Source organism: Pseudonocardia halophobica, assembly GCF_027922425.1.
GTDB lineage: Bacteria > Actinomycetota > Actinomycetes > Mycobacteriales > Pseudonocardiaceae > Pseudonocardia > Pseudonocardia halophobica.
The window spans coordinates 84,488-104,739 of record NZ_BSFQ01000011.1 but is presented as its reverse complement, the minus strand read 5'-3'; the positions used below and the strand labels follow the sequence as shown (position 1 = coordinate 104,739).

At 74.3% G+C, this 20,252-nt stretch carries 21 protein-coding genes; 7 read left to right on the top strand and 14 right to left on the bottom strand.

Translation table 11 applies throughout. The features are described 5' to 3' along the window. Positions 1 to 29: 29 nt before the first annotated feature. Together rlmB and cysS are read right to left on the bottom strand one after the other, a co-directional pair. Positions 30 to 992 (bottom strand): 23S rRNA (guanosine(2251)-2'-O)-methyltransferase RlmB, encoded by a 963-nt coding sequence (rlmB, locus tag PKE99_RS15360; protein ID WP_037045275.1) that lies wholly within the window; start codon positions 990 to 992, stop codon positions 30 to 32. 17 nt (positions 993 to 1,009) lie between these two features. Then, positions 1,010 to 2,419, bottom strand: coding sequence for a cysteine--tRNA ligase (gene cysS, locus PKE99_RS15355; protein ID WP_037045273.1), 1,410 nt, complete (start codon positions 2,417 to 2,419; stop codon positions 1,010 to 1,012). A gap of 97 nt (positions 2,420 to 2,516) precedes the next feature. On the opposite strand from cysS, the gene PKE99_RS15350 reads away from it, so the two are divergent. After that, on the top strand, positions 2,517 to 2,951 hold the full coding sequence (locus PKE99_RS15350) for a VOC family protein (RefSeq protein WP_037045270.1): 435 nt from the start codon (positions 2,517 to 2,519) through the stop codon (positions 2,949 to 2,951). Between the two features lie 55 nt (positions 2,952 to 3,006). Here PKE99_RS15350 and ispF read toward each other — a convergent pair whose 3' ends face one another. From ispF to PKE99_RS15335, 3 genes are all read right to left on the bottom strand, one after another. Beyond that, positions 3,007 to 3,477, bottom strand: coding sequence for a 2-C-methyl-D-erythritol 2,4-cyclodiphosphate synthase (gene ispF / locus PKE99_RS15345; RefSeq protein WP_037045268.1), 471 nt, complete (start codon positions 3,475 to 3,477; stop codon positions 3,007 to 3,009). Further along, on the bottom strand, positions 3,474 to 4,190 hold the full coding sequence (gene ispD, locus PKE99_RS15340; protein WP_037045427.1) for a 2-C-methyl-D-erythritol 4-phosphate cytidylyltransferase: 717 nt from the start codon (positions 4,188 to 4,190) through the stop codon (positions 3,474 to 3,476). Before ispD ends, ispF begins: the two co-directional genes overlap by 4 nt. Positions 4,191 to 4,261: 71 nt before the next feature. Then, entirely contained in the window at positions 4,262 to 4,753 is a 492-nt protein-coding gene (locus PKE99_RS15335; RefSeq protein WP_037045267.1) for a CarD family transcriptional regulator, read from the bottom strand. 230 nt (positions 4,754 to 4,983) lie between these two features. Here PKE99_RS15335 and PKE99_RS15330 point away from each other — a divergent pair, with 230 nt between their 5' ends. Both PKE99_RS15330 and radA read left to right on the top strand, forming a co-directional pair. Continuing rightward, complete coding sequence (locus PKE99_RS15330; protein ID WP_051737353.1) at positions 4,984 to 5,586, top strand: copper chaperone PCu(A)C domain-containing protein; 603 nt, start codon at positions 4,984 to 4,986, stop codon at positions 5,584 to 5,586. Positions 5,587 to 5,618: 32 nt separating this feature from the next. Further along, positions 5,619 to 7,031, top strand: a complete 1,413-nt coding sequence (gene radA, locus PKE99_RS15325) for a DNA repair protein RadA (protein ID WP_037045266.1) — start codon at positions 5,619 to 5,621, stop codon at positions 7,029 to 7,031. Here the strand turns inward: radA and PKE99_RS15320 are convergent. After that, the gene (locus PKE99_RS15320) at positions 7,012 to 7,884 is read right to left on the bottom strand and encodes a hypothetical protein (RefSeq protein ID WP_156067550.1); all 873 of its coding nucleotides are present in this window, start codon (positions 7,882 to 7,884) and stop codon (positions 7,012 to 7,014) included. The genes radA and PKE99_RS15320 overlap by 20 nt on opposite strands. Positions 7,885 to 8,028: 144 nt before the next feature. Between PKE99_RS15320 and PKE99_RS15315 the strand changes: the two genes are divergently transcribed. After that, complete coding sequence (locus tag PKE99_RS15315; RefSeq protein WP_269322982.1) at positions 8,029 to 8,946, top strand: HhH-GPD family protein; 918 nt, start codon at positions 8,029 to 8,031, stop codon at positions 8,944 to 8,946. A gap of 32 nt (positions 8,947 to 8,978) precedes the next feature. Then, the gene (locus PKE99_RS15310) at positions 8,979 to 9,473 is read left to right on the top strand and encodes a hypothetical protein (protein ID WP_037045263.1); all 495 of its coding nucleotides are present in this window, start codon (positions 8,979 to 8,981) and stop codon (positions 9,471 to 9,473) included. A 15-nt stretch (positions 9,474 to 9,488) separates the two neighbouring features. Here the strand turns inward: PKE99_RS15310 and PKE99_RS15305 are convergent, their stop codons facing one another. The 6 genes from PKE99_RS15305 to PKE99_RS15280 form a co-directional block, all read right to left on the bottom strand. Beyond that, a complete protein-coding gene (locus PKE99_RS15305; RefSeq protein WP_037045262.1) occupies positions 9,489 to 10,733 on the bottom strand; it encodes an FAD-dependent monooxygenase in 1,245 nt (414 codons plus the stop codon). Continuing rightward, positions 10,730 to 12,640: an ABC transporter ATP-binding protein gene (locus tag PKE99_RS15300; RefSeq protein ID WP_231498191.1), complete on the bottom strand. Its 1,911-nt coding sequence runs from the start codon at positions 12,638 to 12,640 to the stop codon at positions 10,730 to 10,732. Before PKE99_RS15300 ends, PKE99_RS15305 begins: the two co-directional genes overlap by 4 nt. Positions 12,641 to 12,703: 63 nt before the next feature. Next, positions 12,704 to 12,892, bottom strand: coding sequence for a hypothetical protein (locus PKE99_RS15295; RefSeq protein ID WP_156067548.1), 189 nt, complete (start codon positions 12,890 to 12,892; stop codon positions 12,704 to 12,706). A 102-nt stretch (positions 12,893 to 12,994) separates the two neighbouring features. Continuing rightward, the gene (locus PKE99_RS15290) at positions 12,995 to 15,031 is read right to left on the bottom strand and encodes a hypothetical protein (RefSeq protein ID WP_037045261.1); all 2,037 of its coding nucleotides are present in this window, start codon (positions 15,029 to 15,031) and stop codon (positions 12,995 to 12,997) included. Between the two features lie 8 nt (positions 15,032 to 15,039). Next, positions 15,040 to 15,696: a sigma-70 family RNA polymerase sigma factor gene (locus PKE99_RS15285; RefSeq protein WP_081924096.1), complete on the bottom strand. Its 657-nt coding sequence runs from the start codon at positions 15,694 to 15,696 to the stop codon at positions 15,040 to 15,042. Positions 15,697 to 16,097: 401 nt separating this feature from the next. Next, the gene (locus tag PKE99_RS15280) at positions 16,098 to 16,901 is read right to left on the bottom strand and encodes an alpha/beta fold hydrolase (RefSeq protein WP_051737351.1); all 804 of its coding nucleotides are present in this window, start codon (positions 16,899 to 16,901) and stop codon (positions 16,098 to 16,100) included. A gap of 25 nt (positions 16,902 to 16,926) precedes the next feature. On the opposite strand from PKE99_RS15280, the gene PKE99_RS15275 reads away from it, so the two are divergent. Continuing rightward, positions 16,927 to 17,235: an antibiotic biosynthesis monooxygenase family protein gene (locus PKE99_RS15275; protein WP_037045259.1), complete on the top strand. Its 309-nt coding sequence runs from the start codon at positions 16,927 to 16,929 to the stop codon at positions 17,233 to 17,235. A gap of 7 nt (positions 17,236 to 17,242) precedes the next feature. Continuing rightward, positions 17,243 to 18,061, top strand: coding sequence for an SIR2 family NAD-dependent protein deacylase (locus PKE99_RS15270; RefSeq protein WP_037045256.1), 819 nt, complete (start codon positions 17,243 to 17,245; stop codon positions 18,059 to 18,061). 40 nt (positions 18,062 to 18,101) lie between these two features. On the opposite strand, the gene PKE99_RS15265 is transcribed toward PKE99_RS15270, so the two are convergent. Next, the gene (locus PKE99_RS15265; protein WP_081924095.1) at positions 18,102 to 18,539 is read right to left on the bottom strand and encodes a DUF779 domain-containing protein; all 438 of its coding nucleotides are present in this window, start codon (positions 18,537 to 18,539) and stop codon (positions 18,102 to 18,104) included. Further along, positions 18,539 to 20,062, bottom strand: a complete 1,524-nt coding sequence (gene exaC / locus PKE99_RS15260) for an acetaldehyde dehydrogenase ExaC (protein WP_037045255.1) — start codon at positions 20,060 to 20,062, stop codon at positions 18,539 to 18,541. The genes PKE99_RS15265 and exaC overlap by 1 nt, the downstream gene beginning before the upstream one ends. Positions 20,063 to 20,252 lie beyond the last annotated feature (190 nt).

Genomic DNA, 20,252 nt, shown 5'->3' with positions numbered 1-20,252 from the left:
GCCGCGCACAGCGCGGAGCGGCCCGGGCCTCAGCCCAGGCGGCGCCGCCGCGCGACCTCGGCCAGCACCACCCCGGCGGCGACCGAGGCGTTCAGCGACTCGACCTCGCCGGCCATCGGGATCGAGACCGTGACGTCGCAGGACTCACGCACGAGCCGGGAGAGGCCCTTGCCCTCCGAGCCGGTCACGATCACCAGCGGGTCCGTGGCCAGGTCGAACTCGTCGAGCGAGACGTCCCCCTCGGCGTCGAGCCCCGCCACCATCAGCCCGGTCTGCGCGTACTCGCGCAGCGTGCGGGTGAGGTTGGTGGCGCGGGCGACCGGCAGCCGCGCGGCGGTGCCCGCCGAGGTCCGCCAGGCCACCGCCGTCATGCCCGCCGAACGGCGCTGCGGCACGACCACGCCGTGCCCGCCGAACGCGCTCACCGACCGCACGACCGCGCCCAGGTTGCGCGGGTCCGTGACGCCGTCGAGCGCGACGATCAGCGCCGGCTGCCCGGACTCCGACGCCGCCTCGAGCAGCTCGTCCGGGTGCGCGTACTCGTAGGGCGGGATCTGCAGCGCGACGCCCTGGTGCAGCGCGCCGCCGGAGATCCGGTCCAGCTCGGTGCGCTCGACCTCGAGGATCGACAGCCCGAGGTCGGCGGCGAGGTGCACCGACTCGGCGACCCGCTCGTCCGACGTCGCCCCGACGACCACCCGCAGCGCCGTGGCCGGGACCCCGGCGCGCAGGCACTCCAGCACGGGGTTGCGCCCGAGCACGGTCTCGGGGACGTCGCCGTCCTGGGGGCGGCGGCCGCGGGTGCCCGCGGCGGCGCGGCGGTCCTTCGCCGCCGTCCGGCGCTGGGCCGGGTGCCCCTTGCGCGCGGACGCGGGCGGCGTCGGGCCCTTGCCCTCGAGCCCGCGGCGGCGCTGGCCCCCGGAGCCGACGACGGCGCCCTTCTTCGTGCCTTCCTTGCGCACCGCACCGCGGCGCTTGGAGTTGCCGGCCATGATCCCTGTCTCTTGATTCAGGCGTTCTTGAGCGACCACGTGGGGCCGTCGGCGCCGTCCTCGACGGCGATGCCCGCGGCGAGCAGCCGGTCGCGCAGCGCGTCCGCCTCGGCGAAGTCCTTCGCCTTGCGGGCGGACTGACGGCGCTCCAGCAGCTCCTCCACGAGCGAGGACAGCGCACCGAGCGCGGCCTCGTCGCCCCGGTCGCCGGAACGCCAGTGCGCGTCGAGCGGGTCGACGCCGAGCACCGCGGCCATCGCGCGGACGGACTCGGCCGCCGCGGTCGCCGTCTTCCTGTCGCCTGCGTCGAGCGCGGCGTTTCCCTCGCGGACCGTGGTGTGCAACACGGCGAGGCCGCCGGGCGTGCCCAGGTCGTCGTCGAGCGCGGCGGCGAACTCCGCCGGCACCCGGTCGGCGACGCCCGGCGCACCGGCCCGCTCGCCGACGCGGTGCAGGAAGGACTCGATCCGCCGGAACGCCGCGACCGCCTCGGACAGCGCCGCGTCGGAGTACTCGATCGCCGACCGGTAGTGCGGGCCGACGAGGTAGTACCGCAGCTCGACGCCGCGGACCCGCTGCAGCAGCGCGTCGATCGACAGCGTGTTGCCGAGCGACTTCGACATCTTCTCGCCGCCCATGGTGACCCACGCGTTGTGCAGCCAGTACCGCGCGAACGGGTCCCCGGCCGCGCAGGACTGGGCGCGCTCGTTCTCGTGGTGCGGGAACACCAGGTCGAGCCCGCCGCCGTGCAGGTCGAACTCCGGGCCGAGGTAGGTCGTGGCCATGGCCGAGCACTCGAGGTGCCAGCCCGGCCGGCCCGCGCCCCACGGCGTGGGCCACGACGGTTCGCCCGGCTTGGCGGCCTTCCACAGCGTGAAGTCCAGCGGGTCCCGCTTGGCGTTCTGCTCGCCCTCGCCCTGCGCGACGTCGTCGACCTTCTGGCCCGACAGCCGCCCGTAGTCCGGGAAGGTGCGGACGGCGAAGTAGACGTCCCCGCCCGCGGCGTAGGCGTGCCCGCCCTCGATCAGCCGCTCGATGTACCCGACCATCTGCGTGACGTGCCCGGTCGCGCGCGGCTCCAGCGACGCCGGCAGGCAGCCCAACGCGTCGTACGCCGCGGCGAAGGCCCGCTCGTGCGTGGCGCCCCATTCCCACCAGGGCCGGCCGGCCTCGGCCGCCTTGCGCAGGATCTTGTCGTCGATGTCGGTGACGTTCCGGACGAGCGTGACGTCCAGCCCCTCGCGACCGGGCTCGGAATGGGCGAGCCACCGCCGCAGCACGTCGTAGTTCAGCGAGCTGCGGACGTGCCCGATGTGGGGCAGTCCCTGCACCGTGGCGCCACAGACGTACATCGACACGGCTCCGGCCCGCAGCGGGACGAAGTCACGCTGCTTCCTGGTCAGGGTGTCGAAGAGTCGGACGCTCACCCATACCAGGGTACGGACGCCCTGGTCCGGGAGGTGCGGCAGGGCTGCATCACATTTCTCCAAGACGCCGGACGGCCGTCCCGGCACGCTGGACGGCATGACACGCATCGAGCAGCTGTACCCCCGTCTGCCCGTCCGGGGCGCCGACGCGGCGATCGCCTTCTACCGCGCGGCGTTCGGCGCCGAGCTCGTCGAGCGGTACGCGACGCCCGACGGGGCCGTCGTGCACGCGTTGCTGCGGGCCGGCCCGGTGCACTGGGCGGTCAAGGACGGCGACCAGTACGACCCGGCCCCGCCCGACGGCGGCGGCCCGGCGATCCTCGCCCTCTACGTCGACGACGCCGACGCCGTGGCCGAGGCGATGCTGGCCGGCGGATCCGAGGTCCGGTTCCCGGTGGCCGACCAGCCCTACGGCGAGCGCGGCGGCCGGCTCACCGACCCCTTCGGCCACCAGTGGATGGTCGCCCAGAAGACCGAGGACCTGACCCCCGAGGAGGTCGAGGAGCGGACGAAGGCGATGTTCGCCGAGTGACCGCGCGAGCGAACGGCGCTGTCGCTCACCAGGTGTGAGCGGGAGTGCCGCTCGCTCAGTCCGTGGCGGGGAGGAGGAGGGCGGTCGCGATCGCGGCGATGCCCTCGCCGCGGCCGGTCAGCCCCAGCCCGTCCGTGGTGGTGCCGGAGACCGAGACCGGCCCTCCGACGACCGAGGACAGGACCTTCTGCGCCTCGTCCCGGCGCGTGCCGATCTTGGGGTGGTTGCCGATCACCTGCACGGCCGCGTTGCCGACCCGCCAGCCCTCGGCGGTGAGCAACCGGTGGACCTCGGCGAGCAGCGCGACGCCGCTCGCGCCCGACCACTCGGGCCGGCCGGTGCCGAACACCGCGCCGAGGTCGCCGAGGCCGGCGGCGGAGAGCAGGGCGTCGCAGAGGGCGTGGCACGCGACGTCGCCGTCCGAGTGGCCGGCGCAGCCGTCGACGCCCTCCCACCACAGCCCGGCGATCCAGCACGGCCGCCCGGGCTCGACGGGGTGCACGTCCGTGCCGATCCCGGTCCTCACGCCTTCTCCTCCAGCAGCAGCTCGGCGATCCGCAGGTCCCAGGGCGTGGTGACCTTGAACGCCGCGGGATCGCCCGGCACCGTGACGACCGGCGCGCCCAGCCGCTCGACCAGGCCGGCGTCGTCCGTGGCGACGGCGTCCACACCGGACTTCCCGTAGGCCGCCCGCAGCGTCTCCCAGGCGAAGCCCTGCGGGGTCTGGGCGGCCCGCAGCTCGGACCGGTCGACCGTGGCCTCCACCGCCGCGGCGACCCCCACCCGCTTGACCGTGTCGGCCAGCGGGAGAGCGGGTACGACCGCGGGGTGACCGGCCCGCACCTCCGCCACCACGGCCGCGACCAGCGCGGGCGGGGTCAGCGGGCGGGCGGCGTCGTGCACCAGCACGACCTCGGGAGGCCCGTCACCTGCGGGTCCCCCCGGTCGTTCACAGCCGTGGGGACCGGACAGCACGTCGAGCGCGAGGCGCACCGACGCCGTGCGCGCGCCGCCCCCCACCAGGACGGTGACGGGGCGGCCGGCCAGCAGTGCCCGCGCGTGGTCGAGCAGGTCGGCCGGCACGGCGACCAGCACCTCGTCGACCGCGCCGGAGGCCAGCAGCCCGTCGACGGCCCGGACCACGATCGGCACACCGCCCAGCGGCACGAAGGCCTTGGGCGCACCCGCGCCGAGACGGGTGCCCGAACCGGCCGCGGGCACGACCGCGGCGACGCTCACCGCGGCGCCCACGGGTGCGCGGGCCGTGCCGAGGACGCCATGGGGCCGTACCGTGCCGATCGCGGGGCGGGTCAGGCGTTGGTGGTCGCCAGCACCTCGTCGAGCAGGGCCTCGGCCCGCTCCTCGTCCGTCCCCTCGGCCAGCGCGAGCTCGCTGACGAGGATCTGCCGGGCCTTGGCCAGCATCCGCTTCTCGCCGGCGGACAGGCCGCGGTCCTTCTCGCGGCGCCAGAGGTCGCGGACGACCTCGGCCACCTTGTTCACGTCGCCCGACGCGAGCTTCTCCAGGTTCGCCTTGTACCGGCGCGACCAGTTGGTGGGCTCCTCGGTGTGCGGGGTGCGCAGCACCTCGAACACCCGGTCCAGCCCCTCCTGGCCCACGACATCGCGAACGCCCACGACCTCTGCGTTCTCGGCGGGAACGCGAACCGTCAGGTCACCCTGGGCGACCTTCAGGACGAGGTACTTGCGCTCCTCGCCCTTGATCGTCCTGGTCTCGATCGCCTCGATGAGAGCGGCACCGTGGTGCGGGTAGACGACGGTCTCTCCGACCTTGAAAACCATGTGTCCTCTGGCCCCTTTCGCTGCACCCAGGTTAACACGCCCGACCCGCCCCCCGTGCGACGGGAGGGGACATCGTCGCAGGTCACGGGGTTGACAACGGGCGTAAAACGTGCAGACGCGGGTACGCGGGGGTACACGGGAGCAACCCGGGAGAGCCGAGTGCACGGACTGTCGGACCCGGCGACTACGCTGCACCCGCACGACCGGCCGTCAGGAAGGACACCCGAACCGTGAGCCGCGCGACCTCCCCCCGACGCTCCGCAACGCGCCCGGGCGCGTGGAAGGTCCTGGCCGCCGGCACGGCCGCCGCGGGCGCCCTCCTGCTGTCCGGCTGCGGTGCGGGCCAGGTCGCCCAGACCGCCGAGCAGGTCGCCGCCGTCGGCGGCACCGGCGGCGTGGTGGGCGACGTGGCCGTCCGCAACGCCGAGATCGCCTGGCCCACCGGCCTGGCGCCGACCGGGGCGGTCTACCAGAAGGGCGGCCAGGCCCTCGTCGAGATGATCATCGTGAACGACGGCGGGGCGGCCGACCGGCTCGTCTCCGCCTCGAGCGAGGCCGGCACCCAGGTCGTCGTCACCGGCGAGCAGGTCCTCGCCCCGCAGCTGCCGCTCGTCGCGGGCGACGAGGGGGACGTGGCCGCGATCCCGGGCGCCAAGCGGATCACCGTGGAGATCGCCGGCCTGCGGGACGACGTCGTGGCCGGGCGCACCTACCCGCTCACCCTGGTCTTCGAGAAGGCCGGCCGGCTGACCGTCGACCTGCCGGTGGCGAACCCGACCACGCCGCGGCAGGACGAGGCGCCGGCCGAGGGTGCCGCCGAGGGCGGCCACTGAGCGCCCGGCTCCGTGGCGCGCGCTGACCACCGATGACCACGAGGACGCGCGCCGCCCGCAGCTCGTACGCCTGCAGCGAGTGCGGCCACCGCGCCGCGCAGTGGGTCGGGCGCTGCCCCGGCTGCCAGGCCTGGGGCACGCTGACCGAGCAGGCCGAGCCCGCCCGGGCCGCGGCCGCCGGCGGCGGTCTGCGCCGGGTCGCGGCGGGGGCGCCGAGCACCCCCGCCCGCCCGATCGCCGAGGTCGCCCTCGACTCCGCGCGGGCCCGGCCCTCCGGGGTCGACGAGCTGGACCGCGTCCTGGGCGGCGGGCTGGTGCCCGGCGCGGTGGTGCTGCTCGCCGGCGAGCCGGGCGTCGGCAAGTCCACGCTCCTGCTCGAGGTGGCGGCGAAGGCCGCGGCCTCCCTGCGCGGCGGCTCGGTCCTCTACGTCACCGGCGAGGAGTCCGCGGGCCAGGTCCGGCTGCGGGCCGAGCGCACCGGCGCCCTGCACGAGCGGCTGTTCCTGGCCGCCGAGTCCGATCTCTCGTCGATCCTCGGGCACGTCGACGCCCTGCGGCCCGACCTGCTGATCGTCGACTCCGTGCAGACCATGACCTCGCCGGAGGTCGACGGCTCGCCCGGCGGCGTCACGCAGACCCGGGCGGTCACCGTGGCGCTCACCGCGCTGGCCAAGGAGCGCGGGCTGCCCGTGCTGCTCGTCGGGCACGTCACGAAGGACGGCAACATCGCCGGCCCCCGGGTGCTCGAGCACCTGGTCGACGTGGTGCTGGCGTTCGAGGGCGACAAGCACTCCACGCTGCGGATGGTCCGCGGGGTGAAGAACCGCTTCGGGCCCGCGGACGAGGTCGGCTGCTTCGAGCTGCGGGACGAGGGCATCGTCGGGCTGCCGGACCCCTCCGGGCTCTTCCTGGCCCGCTTCGGCGCCACCCAGGCGTCGGTGGTGCCGGGGACCGCGGTCACCGTCGTCATGGACGGGCGGCGCCCGCTGCTGGCCGAGGTCCAGGCGCTGGTCGCGTCGTCGTCGATGCCCACGCCGCGGCGGGCCGTGAGCGGGCTGGACAGCTCGCGGGTGGCGATGCTGCTGGCGATCCTCGAACGGCGCGGCCGGGTGCGGCTGCAGGACTCCGAGGTCTACACCGCCACGGTCGGCGGGATGAAGGTCACCGAGCCTGCGGCGGACCTCGCCCTGGCCATGGCCGTGGCCTCCGCGAAGAACGACGTCGCCCTCCCGCCGGACCTCGTGGTGCTCGGCGAGCTGGGCCTGGCCGGCGAGGTGCGCCGGGTCTCCGGGGTGCGCCGGCGGCTGGCCGAGGCCGCCCGGCTCGGCTTCACCCACGCCCTGGTGCCGCCGGACAGCGATGCGGGCAGCGGGACCGGCATGAAGGTCACCGAGGTCTCGGACGTGTCGCAGGTGCTGGCGCGGATCAGGCGGGCGTCAGCGTGAAGTGGGTCGGGCCGCTGATCTTGTCGGCGACCCGGGTCAGCAGCGTGTAGTCGCCGGCCGGCAGCCGGGTCCGCGCGGCCGTGCAGCCCGGGTTCGACGACAGCCCCGACCACGTCACCTCGAAGGCCACGGGCTGGCCGGGCACGAGGGTCCGCAGGTCCTGGGTGGACGGGTTCACGCAGTCGTTGCTCGACCACAGCCGGGTCTTGATCGGGCGGTCCCAGACGACGATCTCCTGCAGGGCGCCGTCGAGGTCGCGGACGCAGGCCTGGTTGCTGATGTTGACCACGGTCAGGCGCAGCTCGGGGCGGTCGCCGACCTTGTGCTGCGGCGCGTCGATCTCCGCCCCGACCGCGATCATGTCGTTGGTGCACGGCGGCGGGCCGGTCGGGGGCGCGGGCTCGGTCGGCGGTACCGGCACCGAGGCGCGCGGGGTGTCGTCGGGACGCTTCGACTCGTCCGTCGTGCTCGCCGGGCCGCCCTCGGCCGAGGCGCCCGGGGAGGTCCCGCCCGAGGTCGTCGTGCCCGGGACGGAGGTGCCGATCGGCACCCCGGTCGCCGACAGCGGGGCGTCGGCGGAGGTGCCGGGCTCGGCCGACGGCGTCCCGGTCGTCGGGTCGGTGGTGGCGCCGGTCGACGGGGCGACGGAGGCGACCGAGGAGCCGGACGGGAGCGCGGAGCTGTTGGCCGCGCGGCTGGTGGCCTCGTCGGTGGGGCCGGGGCTCGGGGTCGGACGGGTGAGCGCGGCGACGGAGAAGCCGATCACGACGAAGAACGCGATGACGGACACGAGCGCCAGCCAGCGCCGTTTCCAGTAGACGTGCGCGGGCAGCGGTCCTACCGGCTCCCACATGTCACGCAGAGTAGATGCGTGATTACTACACGTCGCTGGATCTCGCGCGGCGCGGCGCGCCCGTTCCACCGGTGTGGGGGACCGTATCGGGCGATCACCCACCCGGTCGCGCGGCCCCCGGACCGGCGGTGCGACGATCGCGGCGTGACCTCCGTCCTGCACCGCCCCGTCCCGGCCGGGCTCGGCGCGCGCACTGCGGAGTGGTTCCGGGCGCACGCCCGCGACCTGCCCTGGCGGCGCCCCGGCACCACGCCCTGGGGCGTCCTGGTCAGCGAGTTCATGCTGCAGCAGACGCCGGTGTCGCGCGTCGAGCCCGTGTGGCTGCGGTGGATGGAGCAGTGGCCGGTGCCCTCGGCGCTCGCCGCCGAGTCCCGCGCCGAGGTCGTCCGGGCCTGGGGGAAGCTCGGCTACCCGCGCCGGGCGATGCGGCTGCACGCCGCCGCCCAGGCCATCGCGACCGAGCACGGCGACCGGGTGCCGTCGGACGTCGCGGCGCTGGAGGCCCTGCCCGGTGTCGGCAGCTACACCGCCCGCGCGGTCGCCGCCTTCGGGTACGGGCTGCGGGCCCCGGTCGTCGACACGAACGTCCGCCGGGTGGTCGCCCGGGCCGTCCACGGGGCGGGCGACGCCGGCCCGGCCCGCACCAGAGCCGACCTGGCCGACGTCGACGCCCTCCTGCCCGGGGAGGACGCCGAGGCCGCGGTCGTCTCCGCCGCCCTGATGGAGCTGGGCGCCGTGGTGTGCACGGCCCGGTCGCCGCGGTGCCCGGCGTGCCCGGTCCAGGTCGAGTGCGCGTGGGTGGCGGCCGGCCGGCCGGAGTACACCGGGCCCCGCCGTCCGGTCCAGGGCTACGCGGGCACGGACCGCCAGGTGCGCGGCAGACTGATGGACGTGCTGCGTGCCGCCGAGCACCCGGTGCCCAAGGCCGCGCTCGACGCCGTCTGGGCCGACGGGCCGCAGCGGGACCGCTGTCTGGACTCCCTGCTGGTGGACGGCCTGGCCGAACAGACCGCGGACGGCCGCTTCGCGCTGGGCGGCACGGCCGCGCATACGACAGACTGACCGCCCGAAGGTCCCTGGGTACGAGGAGCTCGATGGCGCAGATCGTCCGCTTCCGGCTCGACATGGCCGCCGAGGAGCGCGTGGTGGAGCTCCGCGACCGGCTCCGCGCCGAGGGCCTCCGCGTCCCGCACGAGATCCCGACCCTCACCTTCGCCGCCGCCGCGCAGATCCCGGCCGTCGCCCGCGTCGAGCTCACGGAGGCCCTGCGCGGGCTCAGCCTGCCCTCGCTCTGGCTGCCGACCCTGGGCTCGGTCGCCGGGCACGACGACGACCTGGTGCTCTCCGCCATCGTCGACACCGAGCTGCTCGCGGTACACAGCGCGGTGCACGACGCGCTGGCCGGCAAGGTGCGCTCGCCCTTCGGCTCCTACCTGCCGGGCGCGTGGCTCCCGCACGTCGTGCTGGCGCACGAGCGGCCGGCCGACGCGTTCGCGATCCTGCACCCCGTCCGCCCGGTCCGGGCCGGGATCGAGGGTGTGGAGATCGCCGACACCCGGGACGGGTCGAGCGAGCCCCTGTTCGCCTGACCGGCCGGCGCCCGATCACCCGGCGTGCAGCAGGCCGCGCGGCACGAAGGGCTGTTCGCCGCGCTTTCGGGCCCGCCACCAGCGCTGACCGGTGTGGGCCAGCCGGCGGCCCTTGCGCACCGCGGTCAGCTGGGTCGCCATGTGCCACTGGTAGCGCCAGGGCCGTTGCAGACCCTGCCGGTGCGACAACGAGAAGGCGAACTCCACCGCGTCGCGGTCGAGGTACCGGTCGACGTGCTCGAACCAGGCCGCACCGGTCCGCGCGGCCGCCTGGGCCGTGCGCAGCGCCTCCCGGCCCTTCCGGTCGAACCAGCCCAGCGCCGCGGACAGCGACGGCTGCTCGTACAGCGCCTGCGCGAGCATCATCGAGTCGGTCATCGCGAACCGGGTGCCCTGGCCCATGGTGAAGTGCGTGGTGTGCGCCGCGTCGCCGAGCAGCACGACGTTCGCATGCCGCCAGGTCTCGTTGCGCACCTCCAGGAAGCGCAGCCAGGGCGACGGCCGCCCGCGCGAGCTGCTGATCAGTGCCTGCCCGTCGAGCGTGTGCGCGAAGACCTTCTCCAGCAGGGCGATGCCGTCCTCGTGCGGCAACGTGTCCAGGCCGAGGCCGGTGAAGGTCTCCGGCGAGCACTCGACGATGAACGTGCTCACGCCCGCACTGGTCGGGTAGCCGTAGCACCAGATCCAGCCGGCGTGCGTCTCCTCGAACGCGAAGGTGAAGCTGGTGAAGACCTTCTCGGTGCCGAGCCAGATGTACGGGTTGCGCCCGGTCGCGAGGGCCGTTCCGAAGTCGTCCGCCACATGTTCGCGGACCCGGCTGCGCGCCCCGTCCGCCACCACGACCAGGTCCGCGGCCAGCTCGCCGCTCTCGAACGTGCCGTCGGCGAGGGCCGGCGCCGGCACCGGGCTCTCGTACCGGACCTCGACGCCGAGGTCGGCCGCCCGGTTCGCCAGCACCTCCAGCAGCCCCGCGCGCGGGACGCTGAACCCGTACCCGGGCAGGTAGCCGACCTCCTCGCCGCGAAGGTGCACCTCCTGCTCCTGCCACAGGTGGGAGCGGGCGCGGATCGCGCGGGCGGACTCGCGGTCGTTGCGGTACAGCCGGTCCAGCAGGCCGTCGTGACAGACCACACCCCAGCCGTACGTGGCGCCGCGCGGGTCCTTCTCCAGCACGGTGATCTCGTGCGCGGCGTCGCGCCGCTTGGCCGAGATCGCGAAGTAGAGCGCGGCGGGCCCGCCGCCGATGCAGACGATCCTCATCGTGCCGCCTTCCTCTCGCGCGGGCCGGGACCGGCGGCCCTCCGGGCCGCGAGGTCGACCGGCACCGGTGCCGTGTCGTGGTGCAGCCGGTAGAGCTGGGCGTAGCGCCGGTCCCGGGCGAGCAGCTCCGCGTGGGTCCCGGCCTCGGTCACCCGGCCGCCCTCGAGGTAGAGGATCTGGTCGGCGTCGGTGACCGTGAGCAGGTTGTGCGAGATGACGATCGTGGTGCGACCGGTCATCAACCGCCGCATCGGACCGAGCACGCGCTCGGCCGACTCGGCGTCGAGGCTCGTCGTCGGCTCGTCGAGGAGCAGCACGGGCGCGTTGCGGATCATGGCGCGCGCCACCGCGATGCGCTGCCGCTGGCCGCCGGAGAGCAGCCGGCCGCGCTGGCCGACGCGGGTGTCGTAACCCTCCGGTAGGGCGTCGACGAAGTCGTCGACATCGGCGGCGCGGGCCGCGCGCTCCAGGTCCTCCCGGGTCGCGTCCGGCCGCCCGGCCAGGATGTTCTCGGCGATGGTGCCGTCGAGCAGCAGGGTCTCCTGCAGCACGACCGCGACGTTCGCGCGCAGGTCCGCGGGCTCGAGGTCGCGCAGGTCCCGTCCGTCGAGCAGGATCCGGCCGCGGGTCGGGTCGTAGAACCGCAGGAGCAGCTTGACCAGCGTGGTCTTGCCCGCACCGCTCGCCCCGACCAGGGCCGTCGTTCCGCCGACGGGCACCGTGACGGACAGGTCGTCGAGCACGTCGACGCTCTTCTCCGGGTAGCGGAAGCCGACCTCCTCCAGCCGCAGCTCGCCGCGGACCCGGTGGACCGGGGTCGGGCCCGGACCCGGGGGCGCCAGCCGCACCGGGTGCGCCGGGGCCGGGACCGAGGTGCGCTGGTCGAGCAGCTCGATGATCCGCTCGGCCGAGGCGGCGGCCGCGTACACCGAGTTCGAGTAGGACCCCAGGCCGCGCACCGGCGAGTAGAGCTGGGACAGGTAGATCAGGAACGCGAGCAGGCCACCGAGCGTGATCCGGTCCGCGGCGAGCTGCCAGATCCCGACCCCCATGATCGCCATGACGCCGAGGACCTCGATCATCTGCACGGACGGCGAGAAGAACGCGCGGAGCCGGGTCGTGCGCAGGACCGCCTCGATCGCCCCGCGGCTCTGCCGGGTGAACCGGCGCACCTCGTGGGCCTCGCCGCCGTACGCCTGGATCAGCATCGCGTTGCCGAGGCTCTCCTCGGTGACCGCGCTGATCCCGCCCGACCACTGCCGAACCTGGCGCGAGGAGTGCCGGATCCGCTTCGAGAACCACTTCGCCACGAGGCCGAAGAACGGCACCGCCGCGAGCGCGACCAGCGCGAGCTGCCAGTTCAGGTAGAACAGCACGCCGGTGAAGACGGCGATCGTGACGCCCGACGACACCAGGCGCGTCACACCGGAAAGCACCAGGCCCTCGATCTGGGAGATGTCGCCGGTGAGCCTGCTGAGCGTGTCGCCGAGCCGGCGGCGGTCGAAGAAGCCGAGCGAGAGCGTCTGGACGTGCGCGAACACCCGCACCCGCAGCCGGTGCAGGAAGTGCTCGCCGATGTAGGCGGTGAGGTAGGTCGACCAGACGCGCAGCAGCCCCAGCGCGAGCGTGAGGCCGACGTAGTAGGCCGCGAGCCGGGGGAACGCGGCGAAGTCGCGGGGCGCGAGGACGTCGTCGACCAGGAGCTTGAACAGCCACACGATTGCGGCGTCGACGAACGGGGCCACGACGACCAGGACCAGCACGACGGCGAGCCGGCCGTAGAAGGGCCGCGCGTCCGGCCCGAAGCGGCGGAAGATCTCCCGCACGGCGACGGGCGGCGCGGCGTCGACCAACCCGACCTCGTCGGGTGGCGTCCGGCTCAGCAACGACCGCAGCACGTCACGCACGGGGTCCTCCTCCCTGACGGGAGCGGTGGCCCCGCCGGAACGGGACCACCGCCGTCTCATCGGTCAGTCGTCGCAGTCACCCCACTTGCCCCAGCCGTTGTCATCGTCACAGTTGTCACCCCAGTGGCCCCAGCCACCCCAGTCGTTGTCGTCGTGGTCGTGGCCCCAGCCACCACCCCAACCGTGGTGATGGTCGTCGCCACCCCAGTGATCGCCCATCTCGATTCCTCCTCCTTCGTGGAGCTTGTCCACATTGGACTCGTGCCCCGCTCCACATCGGATGTCACCCTCCCTGGTGGGGGGGCCGAGGGAGAGCCGTGCGGGTCCGGTGCGCGTTGCACACCGCAAGCCACATCACTCGGACGGAGCAACCAAGATGGTGTGGTCGTCCTCGCCGTCCGGTCCTGCCGCCGGGTCCGCACCGTCGCGGGGCCCCTCGACCCCGCGGCGATCGGGCCCGGCGGCCGGGTCCGTCCGGTCCCGCCGCCCGCCCTCGCGGGCGGCGGGGTTGCCGGCAGGCTCGTCCGGGGAGCCGGCGGAGTCACCGGAGCCCGCGCCGCCCGCGTCGCCCGTGCCGCCGCGGCCGGAGTCACCGCGCTGTTCGCGGTTCCCGGAGCCGGACCGCTGCTCGCTCGCCCCCGACTCGGAGCGGTACCCGGTGTTCGAGCGGTCCGCCGGGTTCGAGTGTTTCCCGGAGTGCGAGCGGTCGGAGTTCGAGTACTTGTCGGTCTCGGAGCGGGTCCGGGAGCGGTCCGCCGAGCCGGACCGGGTCTCGGCGCGGGTCTCGCTGGCCGCCCGGGCGGACCGGTCCCGACGCTCCTGCCCCGCGTCCTCCCGGTGGTTCCGCGCCCCCTCCGACCGCGCCGTCCGGTCGCCGGGCCCCTCGGCCCGCCGCCGCTCCTGCTGCGTCGAGGTGTTCCCCTCGTCGTGACGGGGATCCGTCGCCTCGGTCCGCCCGGTGTCCCGGCGATGGTCGCGGGCCCCGTCCGAGGCCCGGCGCCGCTCGTCGGAAGGCCGGGAGGACCGGTCGTCACGCGACCGGTCGGTCCGGGCGGCGGAGTCGTCGCCGCGCGCCGGGTTCCGCGCGTCGCTCCGGTCCACGGCGTCGCGATCGCTCCGGGAGGGCTGGTCGCCGGGAGAGTGCCGGTCAGCGTCCCTCTGCCACGACTCCGTCCGCGCCCGGTCCGACTCCCTGGCCCGGCCGCCGGACGCGGGCGGCGCATCGTCCCAGTTCTCGCGGAGCCCGTCGTCGGACTTCCCGGGCCGCGTGTCCGGGGCGTCCGGCGCCGACGCGCGGGTGCGCGTCACGACGTCGGACCGGTCGCGGACCTCGGAACGCTCCTGCGGCGCGTCGGCCCGGTCCGTACCGCGGGCCTCGTGGTGCCCCTGTGGCGGGTCGGCCCGCCCGGTGCCACCCGCGTCGCGGTGCTCCTGCGGCGCAGGCTGCGCGGGCGCGGGGTGCGTGGCGCGGACCTCATGGCGCTCCTCCGGAGCCGGCCGGCTCGAGGCCCGTCCACCCTCGGTGCGGTTCGAGCGTTCGGCGTGCCACGTCACCGGCCGCCCACCCGGCCCGGGGCGCTGCCGGTCCGCGTTCCCGGTCGGGCGCGGCTGCTCGCGGTCCTGCCGCCCGGAGTCCGGGCCCGGCTGCGGGTCCACGGACGCGGGCGTCGACCGGCCCGGCGCCTTCGGGGGCGGGGCGTCGTCCTGGGCGTCCCGGGCCGGGGCACGGTCGGGCTGGGCGGGGTGCTGCTGCGCGGGCGGCGGGGCGAGCGCGTTCGGGCCGGTGGCCGCGCGCGCCAGGGACTCGTGCCGGGCACGGAGCGTGTCGCGGCCGTCCTCGGTGCGGACCCCGAGCAGCATCCGGCGCGCGCCCGCGAGCTGCATGCGGGCGCCGTCGCGGTCCCCGAGCGCCAGCTCCGCCGCGGCGCGGTCGAGGCGCGCGTCGACCATGCGGGCGGCGTCGGCCGAGCCGACGGCGAGCGTCCCGGGCCCCTGCCCCAGCCCCGCCCCGAGCAGGCAACCGACCACCAGCGCCGCCGCGGCGGCAATCGGGAGCCGCCGCGCGCGGCGCACCTCCTCGGCCGGCGGCCGCGCCGCGGCGAGGGCCGGCTCGGCGGCGGGCTCCTCGTCCTCCTCGGGCGGCGGTGCCTCGGCCGACCGCCGGACGCCGCGCCACTCGAGCAGCAGGTCCAGGACCGGATCGGAGCCGTAGCACTCGCGTATCCGGTCGTCGGGGACCGCGTGCCGGCCCAGGGCGTCGAGCAGCGCGTCGTCGGCCAGGATGGCGGAGAGGTCGACCGGCTCCGGGGCGCGCGGGCAGCACCCACCCACCGCCGGCTCCTCGTCGAGGGGCCGGCGGCCGGCGGGGGTGCCGTCGCCGTCGGGGGTCATCGTGCGGATCAGCCCGCTTCCGGCCGTAGCTGCCAGACCGTGCCACCGGTGAGCATCCGGCGCATCGCCTGGAGGGCCCGGTGCTGGTTCAGCCGCACCGACTCCGGTTTCAGCGCCAGGTGCTCGGCGGTCTCCCGCACCGACAGCCCCCACACCACCCGCAACAGCAGGATCTCGCGCGCCCGCCCGGGCAACCGGTGCAACAGCCGGTCGACCTCGGCGGCGGCCGCCCGGTCGAGGGCGTTCAGCTCCGGCTGGTCCCGGCGCTCGCACCCGTCGCCCGGCTCCGGCGGCTCGGCGACCGCGCGCTCGTGCGTGCGCACCGCCGTGGTGCACGCGCTCGCGATCCGGTGGCTCGCCACCGTGTGCACGAACGCGAGGAAGGGCCGTCCGCGGTCCCGGTAGGAGGGCAACGACCGCAGGAGGGCGATGCAGACCTCCTGCGTGACGTCCTCCGCCGACACCGCCGACCCGTGCAGCCGGTTCTCGCAGTAGCGCAGCACGAGCGGCCGCACCAGCTCGAGCAGCTCCGTCAGCGCACGCTCGTCCCCTCGACGGGCCGGCGCCACCAGCTCGTCGATCCGGGCCCCGGGTCCCCCGGCCCGCTCCGGTTCCGCCGCGGGCGGGTCGTCCGCGGCCAGGACGCTTCTCCGCTCCTGGTACATCCCCACACCTCGGGCGCGTCCCCCACCGGTGTCCCGGCTCGGGCGACCCGGGACCCCGCGACACGTCGGCGGGTTGGCCGGCGGCGCGCAGCTCTCGACGTTGTACCCGGAATTCGCCTGCGCCCCGGCGGATTCGCGGCTCCCGAATGGAGTGGCCAGAGGCTTGCACAGCGCCGTCGCGGCCCACAAGGGCATTTCTGAGTGCGTCTCAGCAATCCGGTGACGATGTGGCACACCAAGGTCACATTCGGCGACCGATCTCACCGTGACCTGGGTGAACGCGGATCACAAAGCGCGGGAACGCCAGGTACGTAATTCAGGAACCGCCGTTCGGAGCAAGGCCCGGAACGGCCGACCGGACGGGGTCGGCCGAAACCGCAGCGTGGCCGCCGATCCGGTCTTCACCGACATCGGGTGAGAAAGGGTTCCACGACGCCGAGGAACGCCTTCTCGTCGGCGTGCACCAGATGCCCCGTTCCGGGCAGCACGTGGTGCTCGGCCCCGAGCCGCTCCGCCATCGCCGCCATCTGGCCCGCCGGGGCGACGGACTCCTCCGCCTCGACCAGCAGCACCGGGCAGCCGACGGCGTCGAGATCGGCCCACCGGGCCTCGCGCGTCCAGCCTGTGGCGATCTCCAGGGCGTCGCGAACCCGGGTCAGCAGGTGCAGCCCGTCGGCCCGTTCCTCCACGCACTCGGCCATGTAGTCGCCCAGCTCGCGGCGGGGGTACCCGAAGGCCTCCCGCACGGCCTCGCGGCAGGCGAAGGGCTGCGGGACCGCCCCGAACCACGCGGCCATGTCGGCCACCGGCCGCCCGGCCAGGCCGGTGAGGTCCACCGCCATGTCCTCGACGACAACCCCGCGCACGAGGTCCGGACGGCGGGCGGCGAGCGCCAGCGCGTGCAGCCCGCCCATCGAGTGCCCGATCACCACCGCCGGTCCGGCGCCGGCCTGCTCGAGGAGGTCCGCGGCGTCGTCGGCCATCCGGTCGGTGGTCCACGGGCCGGCGGCCTGCGAGCGGCCGTGGCCGCGCGCGTCGAGCCCGAGGACGCGGCCGTGGTCGGTGAGCCTGCGGGCCACCGACCACCAGGTCGTGGCCCGGCCCATCAGCCCGTGCAGCAGCAGGACGGGCGGGCCCCCACCCCCGAACTCGACGACCGCGAGGTAGGTCCCGTCGGACGTCCGCACCGATCGCCGCCCCTCCATCACCGGTGAGGCTAACGTGGGGCGCATGGCCGTCGTGAAGATCAACGCAATCCACGTCCCCGAGGGCGCGGGCCCCGAGCTCGAGAAGCGGTTCGCGAACCGCAAGCACGCCGTCGACGGGCAGCCGGGCTTCCTCGGCTTCCAGCTGCTCCGCCCGGTCAAGGGCGACGACCGCTACTTCGTCGTCACCACCTGGGAGTCCGACGAGGCGTTCGAGGCGTGGCGCACGGGTCCGGCCGTCGAGGCGCACGCCGGGCAGCGCGCCCCCGACGCGGGCGGCAAGCCGGTCGCGAGCGGGGCGGACCTGCTGGAGTTCGAGGTCGTGGAGCTCTGACCCGCGCTTGACGACCGTAGACCCGGAGATCGCCGAGGCCGCCGAGCTGCTCCGCGGGGCCGAGGCGCTGCTCGTGTGCGCCGGTGCCGGGATGGGCGTCGACTCCGGGCTGCCGGACTTCCGCGGCACCGAGGGCTTCTGGCGGGCCTACCCGCCGTACGAGGCTCTCGGGCTGCGGTTCGAGGAGATCGCCGACCCGGTCCACTTCGCCGACGATCCCGATCTGGCCTGGGGTTTCTACGGTCACCGGCTCGCGCTCTACCGCGCGACGGTGCCCCACGAGGGCTTCGCGGTGCTGCGCCGGTGGGCGGATCGGCGGCCGACGCGGGTGTTCACCTCGAACGTCGACGGGCAGTTCCAGCGGGCCGGTTTCGACGAGGTCGCCGAGGTGCACGGCTCGATCCACCACCTGCAGTGCCTGCGGGGGTGCGGCCATCCGGTCTGGCCGGCCGACGGCGTCGAGGTCGACGTGGACCCGGTGTCGATGCGGGCGCGCGCGCCGCTGCCCTCGTGCCCGGCGTGCGGCGGGCTCGCCCGGCCCAACATCCTGATGTTCGGCGACTGGTCCTGGGACCCGTCGCACTCCGGGCCGGGTCTGAAGAGCCTGCACGAGTGGATACGGGCTCACCGGCGCGACCTCGTCGTCGTCGAGGTCGGCGCGGGCACCGCCGTCCCCACCGTGCGCCGCGAGGCCGAGCTCGCCAGCGCCGCGACCGGCGCACTCGTCCGGATCAACGTGCGCGAGCCGCAGGTCCGGCACGGCCGCGGGGTGGGCATAGCAGAAGGCGCTGAGCGCGCACTCCGCGAACTCGACGCCCTCCTGTGAGTGGCGATAGTCGCTATGGCGACTATCGCCACTCACGAGGTCACAGGTCGTCCTTCAGCCGCTCCCACTCCTCGTCGGTGAACAGCCGCGAGCGGATCAGGAACCGGACGCCCTCCGGCGCCTCGACCGAGAACCCGCTGCCGCGCCCCTTCACCACGTCGACGGTGAGGTGGGTGTGCTTCCAGTACTCGAACTGCGACCTCGACATCCAGAACCCGATGGGCTTCGCCAGCCCCCCGACGGACAGGTCACCCAGGTGGACGTCCTGCCCGCCGGTCTTGAAGTCACCGTCCGGGTAGCACATCGGCGCACTGCCGTCGCAGCACCCGCCGGACTGGTGGAACATCAACGGGCCGTGGATGTCGGTGAGCCTCACCAGCAGCTCCGCCGCCGCCGGCGTCAGCGCCACCCGCTCGGTACCCGAACCCGGGACCTCTGCCACCGGGGCCTCGGCTCGGTCGACCGCGGAGTCGCCCATCAGAAGAAGCCCTGAGCGTTCTTCGAGTAGCTGACCAGCATGTTCTTGGTCTGCTGGTAGTGGTCGAGCATCATCTTGTGGTTCTCGCGACCGATGCCGGACTGCTTGTAGCCACCGAAGGCCGCGTGCGCCGGGTAGGCGTGGTAGTTGTTCACCCACACCCGGCCCGCCTGGATGTCGCGACCGGCGCGGTAGGCGGTGTTGCCGTCGCGGGACCAGACCGCCGCACCCAGGCCGTACAGGGTGTCGTTGGCGATCTTCATGGCGTCGTCGTAGTCGCTGAAGCGCGCGACCGACACGACCGGGCCGAAGATCTCCTCCTGGAAGATCCGCATCGAGTTGTTGCCCTCGAACACGGTCGGCTGGATGTAGTACCCGCCGGACAGCTCGCCCCCGAGGTCGGCCTTCTCACCGCCGGTGAGGACCTTCGCGCCCTCCTGGCGACCGATGTCGATGTAGCTCAGGATCTTCTCGAACTGGTCGTTCGACGCCTGGGCACCGATCATCGTGTCGGTGTCGAGCGGGTGGCCCTGCTTGATCTGCTCGGTCCGCTTGACCGCCTGCTGCAGGAAGTCGTCGTAGATGCCGCCCTGGATCAGCGCGCGGGACGGGCAGGTGCAGACCTCGCCCTGGTTGAGGGCGAACATCGCGAAGCCCTCGAGGGCCTTGTCGTAGAAGGCGTCGTTGGCGGCCGCGACGTCGTCGAAGAAGACGTTCGGGCTCTTGCCCCCCAGCTCCAGGGTGACCGGGATCAGGTTCTCCGACGCGTACTGCATGATCAGCCGGCCGGTCGTGGTCTCACCGGTGAAGGCGATCTTGCGGATGCGGTTCGACGAGGCCAGCGGCTTGCCCGCCTCGACACCGAAACCGTTCACGATGTTGACGACGCCCGGGGGCAGCAGGTCGGCGACCGTCTCCAGCAGCACGTGGATGGAGGCCGGGGTCTGCTCGGCGGGCTTGAGGACGACCGCGTTGCCGGCGGCCAGCGCGGGCGCGAGCTTCCAGATCGCCATCAGGATCGGGAAGTTCCACGGGATGATCTGCCCGACGACGCCCAGCGGCTCGTGGAAGTGGTAGGCGATCGTGTTCTCGTCGATCTCCGAGATGCCGCCCTCCTGGGCGCGCACCGCGCCGGCGAAGTAGCGGAGGTGATCGATCGCGAGCGGGATGTCGGCAGCCAGGGTCTCGCGGCAGGCCTTGCCGTTCTCCCACGACTCGGCGATGGCGATCTTCTCGAGGTTCGCCTCGATGCGGTCGGCCATCTTGTTGAGGATGTTCGCGCGCTCGGCGACGGAGGTCTTCCCCCACGCCGGGGCGGCGGCGTGCGCCGCGTCCAGGGCCTTCTCGACGTCCTCCGCCGTGCCGCGGGCGACCTCGGTGAACGTCTGGCCGGTGATCGGCGTCGGGTTCTCGAAATACTGACCCTTCGCAGGGGCCACGTACTCGCCGCCGATGAAATGGTCGTAGCGGGGCTTGAAGCTGACGACGCTGTCCGGCTGCCCGGGGTTGGCGTACTTGGCCATGTCCGTCCTTCCACAACATTGGGTCCAGCTCGTGATGGCGGACACTAGGAAGGTGGGGGTTGCAGCCGCGTTGCACGCAGATGCGGACCTCTCCGTTCGGACAGTCCGAACGGGCGGAAACGGCTTTGGGTTGCCTGTCCTCGCAGGTGAGAGGACGATCGAGCGGGACGACGGCGTCGGGGGAGGGCTG